We start from the raw sequence: 15,513 nt of genomic DNA on the forward strand, positions 1-15,513 counted from the left end.
GCTAGACTCCCGTGCCCGCGCCGCGCCGCTCGACCGTATGCGGCTCGACGCTGCTGCGGGCACTGGCGGCAGCCGCCGCCGGTTCGGCGCTGCGTACGCCGTGCGGCGCGCCGCGCCGGCGCAGCAGGTCGCGCGTGATCCGCACGTGCTGCTGCGCGAAGTGCTGCGTGGTCAGGTCGCGTGCCAGCAGTTCGGCCGCGGCGGTGCGCGCCTGGCGCAGTGCGTCGGCGGGTGACGCGACCAGCTTGTCGGCGGCGTCGTGCAGCGCTTGCGCATCGAAGGGCGGCACGTATGAGGCCGCGTCCTTCGAGAAGTAGTCCTGCAACGCGCCGACGTCGGTTACCAGCATCGGCTTGCCGAGCGCGGCGGCCTCCAGCATCACGGTAATGCCCGACGCGTGCGAGTTCGGCCGCAGCGGTACGACGATCACATCGGCCCACGCGTAGAACTCGTGCTGCTTCGCCATCCCCGAGACCGCGGCGATCTCGACGTTAGGCGCGCGCAGCGACGCCGGAATGCGCCGCCGCGTGGCGATCCGCACGGCGTAGCGCGCGTCGTTGCCGAACGCGCGGATCAGCGTGTCCCAGTCGCGGTCGCGGTCGTTGCCGATCGCGGCGATGCGCAGCGGCGTGTGCGGCGTCCATGAGTCCGGCTGCTGCACCGGGAAGTCGCGGGTGTTCAGACCGTACAGCACCTGGGTTGCGTCGCGCTGCAGAAAGCGCTGGCACAGCTGCGCGTTTTCGCTGGCGAGCGTGGTCAGCACGTCGGCGCGCGCCAGCAGCTTGCGGTACAGCCAGCGGCGCACAAAGCCGTAGTGCGGCCATTTGTCGAGCAGCCACACGCTTTGCGCGAGCAACAGCGGCGGCGCGGCGCGCCGGCCTTGCATCAGCAGCACCAGCGAGACGGCCAGGTGTTCCTGTTCGGTATGCGTCCAGATCACGTCCGAGCGCATGATTTCGGCGCGATTGCGCCACGTGTGGATCGCATCGAAGCCGAGCAGCGCTTTCAGCGCGCGGCGTGCGAGGCGCACCGGTTTGCTTTCCGGTGCGTCTTCCGAGTACGTCAGATGGAACTCGTCCGACTCGGCGTGGTGATAGCCGTACAGACAGCCGATGTTCTCGCCTTTGCGATAGTTGCGCGGATCCGCGCCGTAAAACAGATGAACGTGGACATTGATGCTCATGCAGGGCACTCCGGTCTGCCGGTTCAAAAACATGTCGCCGTGCGCGCGGCGTGCGTAGGGCACTCGTGGCGCCCCTTTCGCGCCGCGCGCGGACGGCTGGCGGGTTTTGCGCGGTAGCGCAAGCCAGCCCGTCCGCCCAAGGCGGCGTTACAGCGCGGCGCGGCGCGCTTGCTGTGCGCCGGCGCGCACCGCACGCCAGCGCGAGAGCCGCATGCGGCCCCGCTTCGAGGTCAGCGCAAGCAACGCGTGCACGATGCCCGGATAGACCCGCGTGCCGACCAGCGTGTACCACCACCACGCGGTTTCGCGGTGCAGCGGCTTCAGTTGCGCACGCAGGATCAGATGCAGGTTGTAGGCGGCGTTGGTCACGGCGTTGAGCGTCTGTGCGTCGCGCCGGTCGTCGTCGTGACGCTCGGCCGGGAAATGGTCGACCGCCACGCGCGGGTCGTAGACCAGCTTCCAGCCGGCGTTCTTCACGCTCATGCTGAACGCCATGTCGTTGTGCACCTGGGCGCCCGCGCCGCGCAGCCGCGTGTCGAAGCGGATGCGCTGGATCGCCGCGCGCCGGTAGCTCATGTTCGCGCCTTTGAGCATGTCTACTTCGCGCGCTTCGCCGACGCCCAGGTGGTGATTGCCGATGATCTTGCCCGACGGCGTCAGCTTGCCGACCAGCGGCCGCGAGTCGGTCAGCACGGTGCCTTTCTCGTGCACCCAGTCGCGTCCGCCGACCGCGCCCAGTTGCGGGTCGCCGGCGAAATGCGCTTCGATGCGCTGCACCCAGTCGACGTGCGGTGCGGCGTCATCGTCGGTGATCGCGATCACGTCGCCGGTCGCCGCATCGAGGCCGCGGTTCAGCGCCGCCACCTGGCCCGCCACCTCGACCGGTGCGATCGCCAGCGGCAGCCGGCCGGCGGCCAGATGCTCGCGCAGGCAGGCGTGGGTCGCGGCGTCGTCGGGACGCGCGACCACCACGATTTCGTCCGGCACGCGCTGCTGACGCTCGAGCGCGGCAAGGCAGCGCGTCAGGTCGTCCGGACGTCGAAAAGTCGGAACCAGTACGGTTATCTTCATCGTTGCAAACTCTCCGGGCTTCGCGCTCAGATATCCAGTCTCAGTCATTCGGGCCGCAGCCGGCCCCCGCGCGCAGCGCCGCGCTTGCAGCGCTCGCCACGCACGTCAGCGGGCATCGGCCGCGCCGTTCAGTTAGGTGCTCAGGTATTCCTGCACCGCCGCATAGCTGCGGTCGTAACCGCCGCGGGCGCGAGTCGGCATCGCATTGAAGATCGCGCCTTGCACGTGCACACCGGCCGCGCTCAGACGTTTCAACGAATCGCTGATCTCGCTCTCGGTATGCATGCCCGAGCGCACCACGAAATACGTCGAGCCTGCATAGCCGCCGATGATCGACGCATCGGTCACCGCCAACACCGGCGGCGTGTCGATCAGCACCACGTCGAAGCGCTTTTGCAGCGCGTCGAGGTACTGCGGCAGGCGCGGCGACATCAGCAGTTCCGACGGGTTCGGCGGACGCACGCCGCACGAGATGAACGACAGATGCGGCGTATCGGTCGGGCGGATCGCTTCTTCCAGCGCGATCTGCCCGGACAGCAGTTCCGACAGCCCGTTCGACTGCGAACCGCCAAGGTGCCGCTCGAGCGAGCCGCGCCGCATGTCGCCGTCGATCATCAGCACGCGCTTGCCCGAGTGCGCCAGCAGCACCGCGAGGTTGACCGTCAGGAAGCTCTTGCCGACCGCCGGCATCGGGCCCGTAAGCATGATCACGCGGTTGCGCGCGTCGATCAGCGAGAACTGGATCGACGTGCGCAGGCTACGCAGCGCTTCGATACAGACGTCCTTCGGCCGCGCGTTGGCGAGCACCGTGCGCTCGCGCGCGCCGCCCCGCTCCACCTGGTTTTCCAGCACCGCCTGCTCGGCCGACAGCGGCACGAGGCCGTACACCGGCAGATGGAAGATACGTTCGACGTGTTCCGGATCGTCGATGCCCTTGAACATGTTGCGGCGAACCAGCACGAAGCCGGTGCCGGCGATCAGCCCGAGAATCGCCGCAGCCGACAGGATCAGCACTTTCTTCGGCTTGGTCGGCTCGCCCGGACGCAGCGCGGCATCGACGATGTGCACGTTGCCGCCGGTGCCGGCGCGCTGCACCGACAGTTCCTGCACGCGGTTGAGCAGCAGCACGTAGATGTCTTCGGCCACCTTCGCATCGCGCTGCAACTGTACTGCGCGCACTTCGGTTGCCGGCAGATCGCGGAAGCGCGCCGCGTACATCGCCTGCTGCGCCTGCAGTTCGCTCATCTGCTCGCGGGCCGCCTTCAGGATCGGGTGGTTGTCCGCGTAGGTCTGCTGCAGCGACGCCACCTGCATCTTCAGCGCGGCAATCTGCTTCTGATATTCGACACTGCCGTCAAGATAGACCTTCGCTTCGTCGGACGCGTTGATCGAACCGGACTTGCTCTGATACGCGGTCAGCGCCGCTTCGGCGTGGCCGAGGTCGGCTTTCAGACGCGGCTCTTCGCTCTTCAGGAAGTCCAGCATCTTGTTCGCGTCGGCCTGCTTGGTCAGCACGTGCTCGTGCAGGTACGACTGCGCGACCGCGTTGGCGATCGCCGCGGCGCGGTCCGGATCGCCGTTTTCCAGCGAGATCTGGATCACGCCGGTCGACTTGCCCTGCTCGCTCACCTTGATCGCCGACTGGAAGCCGGTGATCGCGTCGAGATCGTTCGCGCGCATCACGATGAACTGCGTGCCCGGGCGCGCCACCAGCTTGTTGACCAGCATCGTCACGCCACCGCCCTGCGCGGTCTGGCCGACCGCGCCGCGCAGCAGCAGCGAGCCGTCCGGCGCGTGCAGTTCGTACTGGTTGTCCGGCAGCGCGACCATCGTCAGCTGCTTGCCTTCGAGCGCCGGCGTCACCTCGATCGAATCGACGTCCGCGGCCTCGCCGCCCCATGCGTACGACGTGAGCCCGAGCCACGGCTTGGCGAGGCCCCCCGACTTGTGCAGGCGGCCGGCAAGGCTGCCGAGAATCGGCAAGGTCTTCGGCGACACGAAGAAGTTCAGCTTCTCGTCCTGCACCACCGGCCCGAGCACGCCGCGGCTCTTGATGATTTCCATCTCCGCGTCGGTGGGCAACGCGCTCGAACCGCTGGTGATCGCCGCGCCGCTCTGGTTCTGCGTAAGCGCCTGCGACGTGTTGTCCTGCGGCTCGACCCGCACGTGCGCATCGGCCGAATACACCGGCTTGGCGATGTAGCAGTAGAAGCCGGCAATCGCGACGATCGTCACGGCAATGCCGATCAGCCACCAGATGTCGTCGAAGATCGCCTGGATCAGCTGGCCGAGGACCACGTCCTCTTCTTCGGTGCGGCCCTGGATGGCCAGATGGGTGTTGACTTGTGTGCTCACGGTTCGTTTCCCGTTCGGGTGCCGCTGGGCGGGCGCCTGGATAAAGCGCCCGCCCGTAGGCGTTGTCAGGCTTGCTGCACGTCGGTTGCTACGGTGCGTGCGATCCGCGCGCACCGTAGCGTGTCAGTCGGACTGCTGGACCATCGGATCAGGCGGTCATCAGTTCACCAGTTCCTTCACGAAGAACACGGACTGCAGCGTCGGCAGCACCTGCTGGATCAGACGGTTGAACGTCGTCGAAGCGGCGGTGCCCACATACACGACATCGAGTGGCTGCAGCTGGAATTGCGAAGTCAGCATCACCGAATCCGGTTGCGTCAGGTCGAGCCGGAAAATTTCAGGCGAGGTCGGGTTGTCGCGCATGCCGCGCATCACGAAGATCTGGCGCGCGTTCGCATCGGTGTCGAGGATGCCGCCGGCGGTGGTCAGCGCGTCGGCAATCGTCAGGCGCCCCTTCAGCATCGGCACCGCCGCCGGCGACTTCACCTCGCCCATCACGAAGATGCGGCTATCGGTGCGGTCCGGTACGTTCAGCACGTCGCCCGGCTGCAACAGGATGTCCTGGCTGGTTTCGCCGCGATCGAGCATCGCGTAGGCGTTCAGCACGTAAAGCTTGTGGTCGCGCGTCAGGCGCACGCGCTGCAGGTCGGCCTCCGAAGTCGTGCCGCCCGAACGCGTGATCGCATCGACCAGCTTCAGCGGCACGTCGCTGATCGCAAGCGGGCCTGGCGTCTTCACTTCGCCGGTCACTTCGACGCGCTGGCTACGGTATGCGAGCACCCGCACGTCGACTTGCGGATCCTTGATGAACGGAATCAGCGCGGTGGCGAGCTGCTCGCGGATCTGCGACGTGGTGCGGCCGGCTGCGCGCACGCGGCCGACGAACGGAAAGTAGATCGTGCCGTCGGCCGTGACGGTTTGCCCATACGGGTCGGCCTGGCCCGGCAGCGCGGTCGTGTACGGCTGCTGCAGCACGCTGGAGAGCGTCTGCGTGGTGTTGCCGCCGGTCGACAGCGTGGTGCCGGTCTGGGTGGTCAGCTCCGGGTGGTTCCACACGGTGATGCCGAGAATGTCCTGCGGCTCGATGTGATAGATGTAATGCGACAGGTCGCTGCCGTACTGCGACGGCGGCAACGCGGCCGGCGCCTGCGCGGCGACGAACTTCGCCTGCGCGACGATCAGCTGCGCGTCGATGGTCTTCACGTCATAGTTCGGCTGCGGATTGGTCGGACCCGGATCGTTCAGGCGCGACGTGTTGAGCTGGTAACCCGGCGCGGTGGCACACGCTGACAAAAACGAAGCCAGCACAAGAAGAACAACAGCAGTGATATTTCGATTCAGCATATTTTGTTGAGCCATCCCATGACCAGATGTTCGATTAGCACGAGGCTCTCGCGGTATTCGCTTTCTTCGCCGCCGTGCGGGTCGCTCACGTCCGACCCCTCCCATTTGCCGAGCGCGTGGACCTTGCCGCGAGCGGTCTGGTCCAGCGCTTCGACGTCTTTCACCTGTCTGCGCTCGGTCACGAGCACCAGATCGGCGTCGCGCACCATATGCCGGTTGAGCCGCCGCGCGTGATGCTCGCCGGCCACGATGCCGCGCTCGCCGAGCAGGCGGCGCATCACCGGGTCCATCGTGTCGCCGTCCACCGCGCGAATGCCGGCCGAGTGAAACGCAATCTGCGTGCCCGCGTGCTCGCGCAGCTTCGCCTTGAACAGGTTCTCGGCGGCCGGCGAGCGGCACACGTTGGCATGACAGACGATCAGGACATTGGCAAACATGGCGGTATCCGTGGTTATGCGTTAAGAGTGCGAACCCGAACCCTGGCTAGCCAGCGTGCTCAAGCCGAAGCCGCGGCGGCAGCCGTCGCGCCGCTCTGCTCCGTGCCGCGTGCGCCCTGCTGCTGCGCATGCTGACGGCCGATCGCGTGATACTCGATGCCCTGCTCGCTCATCGATTCCGGCTCGTACAGGTTGCGGCCGTCGAAGATCACCGGCGCTTTCAGCAGCGATTTCAGGCTGTCGAAGTCGGGGCTCTTGAACACTTTCCATTCGGTGACGATCACCAGCGCATCGGCGCCGGCGGCGGCTTCCATTTCCTCGCTGACAAACGTCAGGTTGTCGAGCAGTTGCGGCCGGTCCGCGAGGTCGAGCGCGAGCACGCGCTTCGCTTCGTCGATCGCGACCGGGTCGTAGGCCTTGACCTTCGCGCCGCGCGACAGCAGCTCGGCGATCAGCGGACGGCTCGGCGCTTCGCGCATGTCGTCGGTATTCGGCTTGAATGCGAGGCCCCACATCGCGAAGGTGCGGTCCGACAGGTCTTCGCCGAGACGCTCGACGATCTTGTTGGCGAGAATCTTCTTCTGCGCGTCGTTGACTGCTTCGACCGCTTCGAGAATCCGCAGGCCTTCGCCGCGTTCCTGCGCGGTGCGGATCAGCGCCTGCACGTCTTTCGGAAAGCACGAGCCGCCGTAGCCGCAGCCGGCATACAGGAAGTCGTAGCCGATACGCGGATCAGAACCGATGCCACGGCGCACCGCTTCGATGTCGGCGCCGACGCGATCGGCCAGGTTCGCCAGTTCGTTCATGAACGAGATACGCGTGGCCAGCATCGCGTTGGCCGCGTACTTGGTGAATTCGGCCGAGCCGACGTCCATGTACAGCGTGCGCTCGCGGTTGCGGTTGAACGGGGCATACAGGCGCTTCATCATCTCGCGCGCCTTTTCGCCGGGCACGTCGTCGTCGCAGCCGATCACGATGCGGTCCGGACGCGTGAAGTCTTCCACGGCCGCGCCTTCCTTCAGGAACTCGGGGTTCGAGACCACCGAGAACATCTGCTTCGAGCCGCGCGCGGCAAGCTCCTGCGCAACCACCGCGGCGACCCGGCGCGCCGTGCCGACCGGCACCGTCGACTTATCGACGATCACCTTGAAGCCTTCCATGTACTTGCCGATATTGCGCGCGGCGGCCAGCACGTATTGCAGGTCGGCCGAGCCGTCTTCGTCGGGCGGCGTGCCGACCGCGACGAACTGGATGTCGCCGTGCGCGACCGCGGCCTTGATGTCGGTCGAGAACGTGAGGCGCTTCGCCTTGCGGTTACGCGCGATGATCTCCAGCAGGCCTGGTTCGTGGATCGGCACGCCGCCGTTGTTCAGCACGTCGATCTTGCGTTGATCGACGTCGAGACAGAACACGTCGTTGCCGATATCGGCAAGACACGCACCCGTCACGAGGCCTACGTAGCCGGTTCCAACGATCGTCACGTTCATGAATCACACCTCGGAAATTAAATGGGTTGGTGATCTAAATGGATGGGCTGGCGTAGCGCTGCGTGGCATGGCGTCATCTCACGCTGTGCCGCGCCTCGCCGTGCCGCGTGGTGGCGGTGCCAGCCACGCTGCGCGCTCAATACGCGTTGCTGCCCACGAAGCCTTTCCAGAACGTCAGCACGACGATCTTCATGTCGAGCCAGAACGTCCAGTGCTGCATGTAGTACAGATCGAGCTTCACGCGGCCCATCATCTTTTCGATGCGGTCGGTTTCGCCGCGGTAGCCGTTGATCTGTGCCCAGCCGGTAATGCCCGGCTTGATCCGGTAGCGGTGCATATAGCCGCGCACCAGGTCCTTGTAGATGTCGTCGTGTTCGAGCGCATGCGGGCGCGGACCGACCACCGACATCTCGCCCTTCAGCACGTTGATGAACTGCGGCAGTTCATCGAGGCTGGTCCGTCTCAGGAACGCGCCGACCGCGGTAATGCGCGGATCGCGGCGCGTGGCCTGGGTGATCTTGCCGTGCTCTTCCTTGTGCACGCGCATCGAGCGGAACTTGTAGATCTCGAACTGGTGGCCGTCGATGCCCTTGCGCTTTTGCCGGAAAAATACCGGCCCCGGCGACGACAGCTTGACCAGCAGCGCGATCACCAGCATCAGCGGCGACAACGCGGTCAGCGCACCGAGCGCGAACAGCCGGTCGAATACGCGCTTGGGCAACACGCGCAGATCGGTGATCGGCGAGGCCGCGAGGTTGATCGCCGGCACGCCGAGCAGATCGACCATCGGCTGGCTGAACAGCGTCAGGCTGCGCACGTCCGGGATAAACCGGATGTTGACGAAATCGTTGCGGAATTCCGTGACGAAACGATGGATCGTGCGCTCTTTCGACATCGGCAGCGCCATCCACAATTCGCGCACCGCATTTGCGCGCATGGTCTGCACGAGATTCGCGTAATCGCGCTCGACCGGCACGCCATCCAGCTCCACCGGCGGTTGCTCGTGCAGCGCCGGGTCGTCGGCCGGATCGTCGCGGCGGCGGTTGTGCGCGCCGTCTTCGGTGTACACGACGAGCGGCATGAAGCCCGCTTCCGGCCGCGCGCGAATCTGTTCGATCAGAAACTTGCCGTACGGCACGCTGCCGACGATCGCCACCGCCTTCTGGTTGAAGCCCTCGCGGCGCAGGCCCTTCAGCACCATATGCACGATCGCCTTGCTGACGATCAGCAGCACGATCGTCGCGAACGCCCAATAACCGAGCCACAAACGCGACAGAAGTTCCGCACGGTGCAGGCTGAAACTCATCAGGATGCCGGTCAGTTCGACCATCAACCAGCCGCACGACACGCGCCACAGCAGGTCGTACAGCGATTTGCCGCGCCACGACTGATAAATGCCGAGCGCCGGAAAAAACACGATCACCAGCAGACAATCGAAGGTGAGCGAAATGCTTTGCATGTCGTCAAGCCATGCGAGGTGCCCGCCGTGGATCGCCGCGGCGATCATGGCGCCCAGGGCGACCATCGCAATGTCGATGATTCTCGATAGAACGCTCAGCATGCTGCTACACCTCGTTAATCAATCAGGTTCGTGCCGCGACACTTCAGATAAAACAATTCGCGGCAACCGGTTGGCGGCCGGTCGGCATTGGCGCTTTGATGCGCTGGAGATTAGGTGATAACCCTCGTACTGGTATGAATAAAGCTGCATTAAAATTCGCGCCGCAAGGGCCGAAAAAAAACAAATTGTATCGGTAATCAGTGCCCATTTTTTTGCGAATTTATTCGGCAATATTTACCTGTTTTATTCGTTTTGGCAGGGCTTCCAAGGGTTACCCAGTGGGTTTCTGGCCGATTTCTTACGTTTCTTTCGATTCTCCCCGGATAAGCATGTTGCATACGCGCATCGAATTTTTTTCCTGTACGTCTCATGTCAGACCCGATGCTCAATTTAATTTGAATTTTTTAATTCGCGATGACTTAAATTTAACGCATCGGAGTTCGAAAAATTTGATTAAAAATTTGCGGCGAATTACGCAGTCTTTTATTGCTCAATTACTACGTGTTAAAACTTGAAGCACTCATCCAGCTCCAGGAGTCAACCATGAGTGCTCTCGGTACGGCATCCGCCGTCCAATCGCGGTCCGCATCCGCTACCTCGCTCAACGTCAAGCTCAAGATCCAGCCCGTGATTCTTGCCGGCGGCTCCGGCACGCGCCTTTGGCCGATGTCACGAGAGCAGCACCCGAAGCAGCTGATCGGGCTGCTCGGCGAAGATTCGCTGCTGCAATCGACCACGCGCCGCCTCGACGCGCTCGACGCCGGCTATCCGGTCGCCGACCAGCTGGTGGTGGTGTGCAATGAAGAACATCGCTTCACCACCGCCGAGCAATTGCGCGTGGCCGGCAAGACCGCCCGCCTGATGCTCGAGCCGATCGGCCGCGATACCGCGCCGGCGCTCACCTGTGCCGCACTCGCGGTGGCCGGCCACGATGAAGACGGCATCATGGTCGTGATGCCCGCCGACCATGCGGTAGCCGACATCGACGGCTTCCATGCCGCGGTCGCAGCCGGTGTGCAGCACGCGGCCGCGGGCCACATCGTGACGATGGGCATCGTGCCGCTGCGCGCGGAAACCGGTTACGGCTACATCCGCGTCGGCGCGCCGGTGAACGGCACCGACACCCCCGCCGACAACGACAGCCCGCTGCTCGCGCGCCGCCTCGACCGCTTCGTCGAAAAGCCGCACCTCGAGCTCGCGCAACGCTACGTCGAATCGAAAGAATACTGGTGGAACAGCGGGATCTTCATCACGCGCGCGTCGACGTGGCTGAAGGCGATCAAGCACTTCCATCCGGCCATGTACGACGCGTGCGTGGCCGCGTACACGAACGGCCTGGCCGACGGCGACTTCTTCCGGCTGCAGCGCGAAGCGTTCGAACAGTGCCCGTCGAATTCGATCGACTATGCGGTGATGGAACAGCTCGGCAGCGACACCAGCGTGGCGACCGGCGTGGTCGTGCCGCTCGAGGCCGGCTGGTCCGACGTCGGTTCGTGGGACGCGATCTGGCAGATCTCGCCGAAGGACAAGGACAACAACGTCGGCCGCGGCCGCGTGATGTTCGAAGGCGCGGAATCGACCTTCGCGCATTCGGAAGGCCGGTTGATCGCGTGCGTGGGTACGCAGGATCTCGTCGTGGTCGAAACCGACGATGCGATCCTGGTGGCCGACAAGTCGCGCGTGCAGGACGTCAAGAAAGTGGTCGGGCGGATTCGTAGCGAGCGCGGCAGCGAAGCGTCGATCCATCGCAAGGTGCATCGGCCGTGGGGGCACTACGATTCGGTCGACACCGGTGAGCGTTTCCAGGTGAAGCGGATCGTCGTGAAGCCGGGCGCGCAGTTGTCGCTGCAGATGCATCATCATCGTGCCGAACACTGGATCGTCGTGCGCGGTACGGCGCTCGTCACGCGCGGTGAAGAGCGCTTTATCGTGTCGGAAAACGAGTCGGCTTATATCCCGCTTGGCGTCAAGCATCGGCTTGAGAATCCGGGCAAGATGCCGCTCGAAATCATCGAGGTGCAATCGGGCTCGTATCTCGGCGAAGACGATATCGTGCGCTTCGACGATACGTACGGGCGGCGTTAGGACGATGGGGGGAGGCGTCGGTCTGGTGTTTGGGTGTTTGGGCCGGCGCGGTACACCCCGCATGACGTGTAGCACGCGTAGCTAAAGACGCGCTGTATGCCCTTGCGGGTATGCGGCGCGTTTTGCTTGGTGCGCTTGGTGCGCTTGGTGCGCTTGGTGCGCTTGGTGCGCTTGGTGCGCTTGGTGCGCTTGGTGCGCTTGGTGCGCGTGGGTGAAGGGTAAAGCGATTGGCCTGCGGGCGCGCTTTGTTACGCGGGCGCGTATTGTTTTGCCGGCCCAGCGCAGCGCGCGCAAACGCACGCGCGTATGCATGCGATGCGATGCGATGCGGCTCGGGCCACGCGGCATCCGGCTAACGTTCGAAAGACGTAAAACGGGCACAGCACGCATCCATACGACGCACGTGCAATGGCCGGCGCGCATCGCGCGCGCCTTGCGTCACTCCCTGCTGCTAATACTCTTCGAGCCGCGCAAAGCGCCGCACCGCCCATGGCGGCCGGCAGCCCCGCGTGTCAACGAGCATGCGACAACAGCTTGCGCAGCGCCGGAAAACGCTCGGCAGGCTTGCCGTTATCCGTGCTGTCGCTCGGATAACGGCGCAACTGCACCCGGTGCGAATTGGCATGCTGCGGGTACGACGCAGCGGCTGTCGTCGGGCCCACAGCGCCCTGCGCGCCGGCTGCCATACCGGCCGTCGCGCTCGCGCGGCTGCCCGCCGGCAAACTGCTCTTCGCCGCAGCCGATTCCGGCATCGGCCTCGACACCGGCGGTGCCGGCGGCAACGGCCACGTTGCTTCCGGTGCAGCACCGTCAGCGGCCGTGCCCGAAGCATCCGCATCCGCCGCCGCTGCATCCGCTTCGTCCGCGTAGCCATGGTCCGCACTGCACAGGCTGTCGATCCACTCGACCGCCCATTGCAGCGCATAACGGCGCGCGGCTTCCTCATCGTCGAAACGCGGACCGATCAGTCCCGAACGCTCGAGCCGCCGGCCATCCTTCATGATCTCCGCCCACGCGCGATAACACCCGCTCGGCACCGGTTCGGCCATCACGTAGATCATGAAGCCGCGCGCGTCGTCGAACTGCGCGCCGCCGGGCGCCGCGAGGTTCATCCACAGCGGCGCATGCTGCTCTTCATGCGCGCGTTGTTCGTCGGACGTCGGATCGGGCGACGCGGCGTCGGGCTGTGACCCGAACCCGGCATCGGCGTTGCCATCGGCATCGTGCGGTGCTGCGGCGCGTGCGCCATCGAGCGCACCGTCCGGCTCGCCTGATGTTGCCTTGCCGCCCAGTTCGCCGTTGGCGTGCTGCGTGTGCCCTTCGAACGTATCGGGCGCATTGCGCGGCTCGCGCACGTCGTGCACGACAAAGGTGTCGTCGTGTACGCCATGCGTGCGCGGCGCTTCATGCGAAACCGATTCGCTGTCGACCATGCCGGCCAGCTGCCGCGTGATGTCGGCCATCGCCCCGAGCGGGCGCCAGCCATTCGACATGGCGGCTCCGCCGGGCGTGGACTGCCACGACTCCGGGCTCTTCCAGAACACGCCGCGCATCGTGTCGTCGCGCGGCTTGGGCGGCTCGACTTCGGGTGCCGGCTTGCTCGCGACGGGCGGCGCAGGTTCCGGGATATACGCGAACGTGCGCCCCGTCTCGGACAGCAGACGGACCATCTCGACCAGCGTGCCGTTGGCTTGCCATTCCTCGAAACGGCGACGGCAGGTAGGCCCGGACGGATATCGTCCAGGCAATTTGGACCACGGCTCGCCAGTAGTCAGAATCCACAGTACCGCATTGGCGACGACGCGAGGTTCAGCGCGGGGCCGACCGCGTCGATTTAGCCGGACGGCTGGCTCATCGGAAACGAGCGCGATTAGCCGTGCCCATTCGTCATTGCTTAGCTCATCGAAAAACATGCATTTCTCCACGCGGGCCAGGCCAGGCCGCGGCTTGGGCGTCGTGAACTTCGTTGTGGTTCACGTAGAGGCCCCAGGTTGCACAATATGTTTTACGTTCCGTGCCCTTATCTCGAAAAGCGCACAGCGCTAGTGCGCGTTTTCCCTATCGGGACGCACAAAACGTGGTCTCACTCATGCATGGGAGAATTTGTGCACGAAGCATACCATTACCAGGGTTTGCTTGAATATGACAGGCACAAGGTGTTACGGAAAGACACAAACTTGTCCGGAATACCGGGTTGTTTCAAACACGTTTGTCACGTAAACGTCGCGTATTCAAGGCACTACATGACGCCTGCCAATATGCTTATGCGCATTCCGCGCAAACTGCGTGTTGCGATGCTCGCGGCATATGCAAAGCGATGCTTTGTGGTGGTTCAAATACGTTGAAACGGTTCTAGCAGGCTAAAGCCAGGTTAAAGCAACGCGATGCAAAGATGTAAAGCCCGGTTGCGCGCCATTAATGGACCGGCGCCGCGGCATGCGCGCGGGCCACCGTGGTCCACTGTCGCAGCTTCGCCAGCGGACCTCCCGGACACCAGGGAAAGACCTCCCCCAGAGACGAGGATTACGGTCAACCAGTTCCCCCACTGGCCCGTTCTGACATTTACCATTCGGTACGATGGTGACGCAGAACGCCCGGAGGCATCACGCCCGGTAGCGAAATAACAACGAGCAACAACGACTAATAACGCAGACCAACCTGATGGAGTGTCCCATGAAGATCCAATCCGCTATCGCCGCGCTCGTGATGGGCGGCCTGCTCGCCACGGCACCCGCTTTCGCCCAGAACAGCCAGCAGACCAAAATGAAAACCTGTAATACCCAGGCCGGCGACAAGAAGGGCGATGATCGCAAGGCATTCATGAAGAGCTGTCTGTCGGCGGCGGCACCGGCTGCCGCGTCGGCACCGATGACCCAGCAGGAGAAGATGAAGGCGTGCAACGTGCAGGCCTCCGACAAGAAGGGCGACGATCGCAAGGCCTTCATGAAAACCTGCCTGAGCAACAAGGGTTAAGGGACGCGGCGGCTCAACCCTTCAGGCGTGCCCGGCGCGCGTCCTGAAGCGGGCCGCAGCGATCTCTCGCGGAAAGCCGCGCTGTGTGAACGGCGCGGCTTTTTCATGGGTGGGGCGATTCGTCGTGCATCTGTGCGTGCGGATACATACGCATCAGGACGATTCGCGCGCCGCCACGTGCTTGCGCCTCTGCCTGCTTCCACGTCCTCCTTTCTACCTCATTCGCGCCCCGCTCCCGCTCTCTTCGCGCCGTTCGCCGCACATTCGCGGTAGCACCGCTGCGGTGCCGCCCTGCACTGTTCGATCACACCCGTTGCGTCCGCATCGTTTTCTTCTATGATGGCGGCACGGCCCATGCGAAGCGACACAATCACAATGGAGGGCCGCCGGCTTGTCGTTGATGCCAAAGAGCATGCACGGAGGCAAGGATGGTTGGGAGACACAAGAATCGCTGGCTGCGCCGTTGGCTGGTCGCCATTATTTTCTGGGCGGTGCCGGTGGCGATCGTCGCGGTGCGCGAGATTCAGGAAGAGATGGCCTATAACCGGGTCGACTTGAACAACGCGCTGACGACCTGGCAGTTCACCGATGCGCAACGCGCCGCCGGCGCCCCCGCGCACTGCCGCGGCACGCCTGACGATGCGCGCGCCGCCGGTTGTCCGGCCAACGTGCTCGCCGCCAACGCGCCGCGCCAGCACGAAGCCATCGACGAATACGCGCTGCGCCGCAGCACCCTCGCCGCCTATCTGTGGCACGCGTTCGTCGGCTATTGGGTGGTGCCGGCCGCAACCCTCTTTGTGATCGGCGTGCTGATCGGCGGACTCCGGCGTGCGTTGCGGCGGCCGCCGGCAAAGAGTGCGGTGGAAAACGCAGCGGTCGAAGCGCGCGGCAAGCCCCTGCACTGAGGAGCCCGCGGACGGTGTGTGCCTGATTGTGTTGCGCCTGGTTGTGCATGCGCAGTGGCGACGCTCCATCGCCAGCCCAGTGCGTGCCGGGCATGCGCTGCAAGGTCGGGCA

11 protein-coding genes are annotated in these 15,513 nt (G+C 64.6%); 3 read left to right on the forward strand and 8 right to left on the reverse strand.

The window, feature by feature from the left end; all coding sequences use genetic code 11:
• Position 1: 1 nt before the first annotated feature.
• The 7 genes from ACYVNQ_RS33680 to ACYVNQ_RS33710 form a co-directional block, all read right to left on the reverse strand.
• Complete coding sequence (locus ACYVNQ_RS33680; RefSeq protein ID WP_460909273.1) at positions 2-1,183, reverse strand: glycosyltransferase; 1,182 nt, start codon at positions 1,181-1,183, stop codon at positions 2-4.
• A 147-nt stretch (positions 1,184-1,330) separates the two neighbouring features.
• Positions 1,331-2,254 carry a glycosyltransferase family 2 protein gene (locus ACYVNQ_RS33685; protein WP_460909275.1) on the reverse strand — a complete coding sequence of 308 codons (924 nt, stop codon included), beginning with the start codon at positions 2,252-2,254 and terminating at the stop codon, positions 1,331-1,333.
• 132 nt (positions 2,255-2,386) lie between these two features.
• The gene (locus ACYVNQ_RS33690; RefSeq protein ID WP_460909277.1) at positions 2,387-4,609 is read right to left on the reverse strand and encodes a polysaccharide biosynthesis tyrosine autokinase; all 2,223 of its coding nucleotides are present in this window, start codon (positions 4,607-4,609) and stop codon (positions 2,387-2,389) included.
• Positions 4,610-4,768: 159 nt separating this feature from the next.
• The gene (locus ACYVNQ_RS33695; protein ID WP_460909279.1) at positions 4,769-5,953 is read right to left on the reverse strand and encodes a polysaccharide biosynthesis/export family protein; all 1,185 of its coding nucleotides are present in this window, start codon (positions 5,951-5,953) and stop codon (positions 4,769-4,771) included.
• Positions 5,947-6,390 (reverse strand): low molecular weight protein-tyrosine-phosphatase, encoded by a 444-nt coding sequence (locus ACYVNQ_RS33700; RefSeq protein ID WP_460909281.1) that lies wholly within the window; start codon positions 6,388-6,390, stop codon positions 5,947-5,949. Before ACYVNQ_RS33700 ends, ACYVNQ_RS33695 begins: the two co-directional genes overlap by 7 nt.
• A 59-nt stretch (positions 6,391-6,449) precedes the next feature.
• Positions 6,450-7,877 carry a UDP-glucose dehydrogenase family protein gene (locus tag ACYVNQ_RS33705; protein WP_460909284.1) on the reverse strand — a complete coding sequence of 476 codons (1,428 nt, stop codon included), beginning with the start codon at positions 7,875-7,877 and terminating at the stop codon, positions 6,450-6,452.
• 136 nt (positions 7,878-8,013) lie between these two features.
• Positions 8,014-9,438, reverse strand: coding sequence for an undecaprenyl-phosphate glucose phosphotransferase (locus tag ACYVNQ_RS33710; RefSeq protein WP_460909286.1), 1,425 nt, complete (start codon positions 9,436-9,438; stop codon positions 8,014-8,016).
• A gap of 543 nt (positions 9,439-9,981) precedes the next feature.
• Here ACYVNQ_RS33710 and ACYVNQ_RS33715 point away from each other — a divergent pair.
• Positions 9,982-11,523 carry a mannose-1-phosphate guanylyltransferase/mannose-6-phosphate isomerase gene (locus tag ACYVNQ_RS33715; RefSeq protein ID WP_460909288.1) on the forward strand — a complete coding sequence of 514 codons (1,542 nt, stop codon included), beginning with the start codon at positions 9,982-9,984 and terminating at the stop codon, positions 11,521-11,523.
• A gap of 512 nt (positions 11,524-12,035) precedes the next feature.
• Here the strand turns inward: ACYVNQ_RS33715 and ACYVNQ_RS33720 are convergent.
• Entirely contained in the window at positions 12,036-13,436 is a 1,401-nt protein-coding gene (locus tag ACYVNQ_RS33720; protein ID WP_460909290.1) for a transposase, read from the reverse strand.
• A 760-nt stretch (positions 13,437-14,196) separates the two neighbouring features.
• Between ACYVNQ_RS33720 and ACYVNQ_RS33725 the strand changes: the two genes are divergently transcribed.
• Complete coding sequence (locus ACYVNQ_RS33725) at positions 14,197-14,496, forward strand: PsiF family protein (RefSeq protein WP_460909292.1); 300 nt, start codon at positions 14,197-14,199, stop codon at positions 14,494-14,496.
• A gap of 428 nt (positions 14,497-14,924) precedes the next feature.
• The gene (locus ACYVNQ_RS33730; RefSeq protein ID WP_460909294.1) at positions 14,925-15,401 is read left to right on the forward strand and encodes a hypothetical protein; all 477 of its coding nucleotides are present in this window, start codon (positions 14,925-14,927) and stop codon (positions 15,399-15,401) included.
• Positions 15,402-15,513: the final 112 nt, after the last annotated feature.

It is taken from the genome of Paraburkholderia jirisanensis (assembly GCF_054782355.1).